Annotated in this window: 4 protein-coding genes; all 4 read left to right on the top strand. The window is 62.4% G+C overall.

What is annotated here, in order from left to right:
- Positions 1-182: hypothetical protein (locus tag LW587_RS23715; protein ID WP_232632029.1), on the top strand; the 182-nt coding region annotated here is incomplete at its 5' end.
- 54 nt (positions 183-236) lie between these two features.
- Positions 237-425 carry a ribbon-helix-helix domain-containing protein gene (locus tag LW587_RS23710; RefSeq protein WP_232632028.1) on the top strand — a complete coding sequence of 63 codons (189 nt, stop codon included), beginning with the start codon at positions 237-239 and terminating at the stop codon, positions 423-425.
- On the top strand, positions 422-2,818 hold the full coding sequence (locus LW587_RS23705) for a hybrid sensor histidine kinase/response regulator (protein WP_232632027.1): 2,397 nt from the start codon (positions 422-424) through the stop codon (positions 2,816-2,818). Before LW587_RS23710 ends, LW587_RS23705 begins: the two co-directional genes overlap by 4 nt.
- Positions 2,819-2,822: 4 nt before the next feature.
- Positions 2,823-3,383 carry a GAF domain-containing protein gene (locus LW587_RS23700; protein WP_332839856.1) on the top strand — a complete coding sequence of 187 codons (561 nt, stop codon included), beginning with the start codon at positions 2,823-2,825 and terminating at the stop codon, positions 3,381-3,383.
- Positions 3,384-3,485 lie beyond the last annotated feature (102 nt).

Genomic DNA, 3,485 nt, shown 5'->3' with positions numbered 1-3,485 from the left:
CCGACCCTTTGCAGAAGCCAGGAACGTCTGCTTGCAAGCTGCTCTGTGAACCAGTGACCTACGGCTGGGACGGAGGTGGCGCGATCTCACCGTTTCCGACCGAGCGTTCGGTGAAACAGCCACTCGTCGCTATGAGCCGCATTACCTTCGGAAGTTCGCCCGCCAACGAGCCGCACATCTAGTCGCAGGTGTTAGATAGGAAACACCCACCTCCGAAGGGTGTGCTAACAAGGATCATGCCCGCCAAGCACTCCCGCCACGTCGCGCTGACCGAGCCGCTTGCCGCTTGGGTCGATGAACAGGTGTCGCTCGGGGAGTATGCCTCCGCGAGCGACCTGATGCGCGCAGCCGTGCGCCTGCTGCGCCTCCATCACGAGACCAGGGACGCGCAGCGAATGTCGACGGGGATATCCTCGAAGCCATGACCGTCCTCGACCGTGCATCCCTGAATGCTGAGGCTGGCGGCGGCCACTATGGCGAGGCGCGCTACCGCACGCTCTTCGATTCCATCGAGCAGGGGTTCTGCGTCATCGAGTTCCTCGACGGGCCTGAGGGACCGTTGAGCGACTACGTCCACATCGAGGCCAACCAAGCCTTCATGGCGAACTCGGGCATCCCGAACGTCGTCGGAAAGCGTCTGCGCGAGGTCGTTGGCGCTGAGGCCGACGAATGGGCACATCGCTACGGCGAGGTTTTGCGGACCGGCTTGCCGATCAAGTTCGAGCAGCATCTTTTCACCACAGGACGCGATCTGGCTGTCACCGCGCATCGTGTCGAACCAGCGAGCTTGCGTCAGGTCGCGGTCCTCTTCTCCGATATCACCGCACGGAGACAGACCGAGACTGCCCTCCAGAAAAGCGAGCAGACGCTCGATGCGTTGATCCGTAGCTCCTCAGAGGTACGTTATCGTGTCAACTCGGATTGGACCGAGCTTGAGCAACTCGCTGGCGGCAACTTTATCCCCGACACCAGCAGCACGAACCCAAACTGGTTGGACGAGTACATCCCAGCCAGCGACCGCGAGGCCGTGCGGGCGGAGATCGAACGAGCGGTCCGGACCAAGTCAACCTACGCCATCGAGCATCGGGTCAATCAGGTCGATGGCACCATCGGCTGGGCATTCTCCCGCGCGGTGCCGCTGCTCGATGCCGAGGGCAACATCATCGAGTGGTATGGCGTGGCGTCCGACATCACGGCACGGCGACAGGCCGAGGTCGCCCTGCGGGAGTTGAACGAGACGCTCGAAGCAAGGGTGGCCGAGCGCACCGTCAAACTTCGGCTCTACGGCGACATTATCCAGGCAAGCGTCGCACCGATCTGTGCCTTCGATACGGAGTTCCGCCTCATCGCCTTCAATCAGGCGCACAGCGACGAATTCTACCGGATTTTTGCTTACCGGGTACAGCTTGGAGACGTGTTTCCGGATCTCTTCCTGCCGGACCAAGCGCCCGTCATGCGGAGTCTTATGGCGCGGGCGCTGACCGGCGAGGTCTTCACGGTCACCGAAGAGTTCGGCGATCCTAATCGTGTCAAACCGTGTTGGGAGGTGTCTTACTCCCCCCTGCGGGATGAGGATGGACGGGTCGTCGGCGCGTTCCATTATGCCCGCGATATCTCACTCCGCCTGCGAGCCGAAGCAGAGTTGACGATCGCACAGGACATGATCCGGCAGTCCCAGAAGCTCGAAGCCGTGGGCCAGCTTACCGGCGGCGTTGCCCACGACTTCAACAACCTTCTCACCGTCATCAAGTCGTCCACCGACCTCCTCAAGCGTCCCGATCTCTCCGAGGAGCGGCGTAACCGCTACATCGGTGCGATCTCCGACACCGTCGAGCGTGCCGCCAAGCTCACCAACCAGCTTCTAGCCTTCTCGCGCCGACAGGCACTGAAGCCGGAGGTGTTCGACGCAGCCGAGAGCTTGCGTCGGATCGGCGACATGATGCGCACGCTCACCGGCTCCCGCATCAGGATCACCACCGACCTGCCGTCAGAGCCGTGCTACGTCAATGCGGACATGAGCCAGTTCGACACGGCGCTGGTGAACATGGCCGTCAACGCCCGCGACGCCATGAATGGTGAGGGCGGGCTGACGATCGTTGTACAAGCAGTAGAGCAGATGCCCGTCATCCGTGGTCATGCCGCGCAGAGCGGCAGCTTCGTCTCCGTGACCGATACCGGAAGCGGCATCGCCCCGGAGCAGTTGGAGCGCATCTTCGAGCCGTTCTTCACCACCAAGGAGGTGGGTAAGGGAACCGGGCTCGGCCTCAGTCAAGTCTTCGGCTTCGCCAAGCAGTCTGGCGGCGACGTAGACGTGAGCAGCCGAGTCGGGCACGGCACCACCTTCACGCTCTACCTGCCTGAGGTTGAAGGTGGAGCCGTCGCAGATAGCGCCATCGATCCTGACGCCTTTCTCTCGCCCCTGGGCTACGGACAAAGCGTCCTGATCGTTGAGGACAACATCGAGGTCGGACGAACCGCCACCCAACTATTAGAAGACCTCGGCTACCAAACGGAGCTTGTTGTCAGCGGCGAAGCGGCGCTGGAGCGGCTCGGCACTGGAACGTCGCCGTTCCGCGCGGTGTTCTCGGATGTGGTGATGCCCGGCATGGGCGGTCTCGAACTCGCCAAGACGATCCGCAGCGATTTCCCCGGCCTGCCGGTGGTGCTCACCTCTGGCTACAGCCACGTCCTCGTTCGCGAGAATGATCATGGCTTCGAGTTACTTCATAAACCCTACTCGGCCGAACAGGTAGGTCGCGTTCTGCGCCGCCTGATCGGCCCGCCCTCAGGGGCTCTCCATAATCGACAGGAAACCTGAGACGATGAGCAACGACCCCTACCCGGTAGCTGCCATCACCGATTCCGACCGTCTCGCTGCCCTTGATGCCTACGCCATCCTGGATACGGATGCGGAAGCCAGCTTCGACGGGATTGTCCTACTCGCGCGCTCAGTGTGCGCAGTGCCAGTGGCGCTTGTCAGCCTCGTGGCGGCGGAACGACAGTGGTTCAAGGCTCGTTCCGGCTTCAAACCCTGCGAGACCGACCTCAACTCATCTGTCTGCGCCCATGCCCTGGGACGCCCCGGTCTGCTCGTGATCCCCGACCTGAGCAAGGATGAGCGCACTCGCGCCAATCCTCTCGTCACGGGAGAACCGGGCATCCGGTTCTATGCTGGTGCCCCTCTGACCTCGCCGGAGGGCCAAACCCTCGGCACGCTCTGTGTCATCGACACGGTCGTTCGGCCGGGTGGCCTGAACGAAGAACAGACCGAGTGCCTCAACGCTTTGGCAAAGCAGGTGATCGGATTGCTCAACCTACGCAGGGTTGTTGAAGTACGCGACCAAGAGATCCGTAACCTACGCGCCGAGCTGGCCGCAGCCTGACGCTTACGCTTGGCCCCAGGGTTCCCGGTCCCACACTGGGTCAGATTGCCCATCCACGAACGTCCGCTTTAGGGCGAAGGGTCAGGGTCCGCTCCCCACCCC

This window comes from Methylobacterium sp. Leaf118 (genome assembly GCF_920984675.1).
Lineage (GTDB): Bacteria > Pseudomonadota > Alphaproteobacteria > Rhizobiales > Beijerinckiaceae > Methylobacterium.
Note: the sequence above shows the minus strand (reverse complement) of the source record. Positions and strands in the feature narration are given on the sequence as shown.

Coding starts and splice junctions, on each gene's coding strand:
- LW587_RS23710 (WP_232632028.1), top strand. CDS start 237: ATGCCCGCCAAGCACTCCCGCCACGTCGCGCTGACCGAGCCGCTTGCC.
- LW587_RS23705 (WP_232632027.1), top strand. CDS start 422: ATGACCGTCCTCGACCGTGCATCCCTGAATGCTGAGGCTGGCGGCGGC.
- LW587_RS23700 (WP_332839856.1), top strand. CDS start 2,823: ATGAGCAACGACCCCTACCCGGTAGCTGCCATCACCGATTCCGACCGT.